This window comes from Pseudoalteromonas sp. SG43-3 (assembly GCF_014164385.1).
GTDB classification, from domain to species: Bacteria; Pseudomonadota; Gammaproteobacteria; order Enterobacterales; family Alteromonadaceae; genus Pseudoalteromonas; species Pseudoalteromonas distincta.
In genome coordinates, this window is the sequence record NZ_JACJFC010000102.1 from 1 (window position 1) to 249 (window position 249).

General features: G+C 53.4%; 1 protein-coding gene. It reads left to right on the forward strand.

What is annotated here, in order from left to right:
• A partial coding sequence (locus tag H5157_RS20790; protein ID WP_259399384.1) for an Ig-like domain-containing protein occupies positions 1-249 on the forward strand: 249 nt, incomplete at both ends.

The following is a 249-nucleotide window of genomic DNA, read 5'->3' on the forward strand; positions in this document are numbered from 1 at the left end:
CAGGGCACCAGTAATGAAATTGGTGGCACTGTTACACTCACCATCACCGACAGCGCAGGCGCTGTGCAAACCATTGAGACCCTAGTTGGCAGCGATGGCCACTGGAACATTGAGATTCCAGGTGCCCTTGCACAAGGTGACTTTACTGTAAGCGCGAGTATTACCGATGCGGCAGGCAACGAGAGCACCGCAAACAGCAGTGGTAATGTGGATACTATTACGCCAATCGTCACCGTTGATGCACTGGGC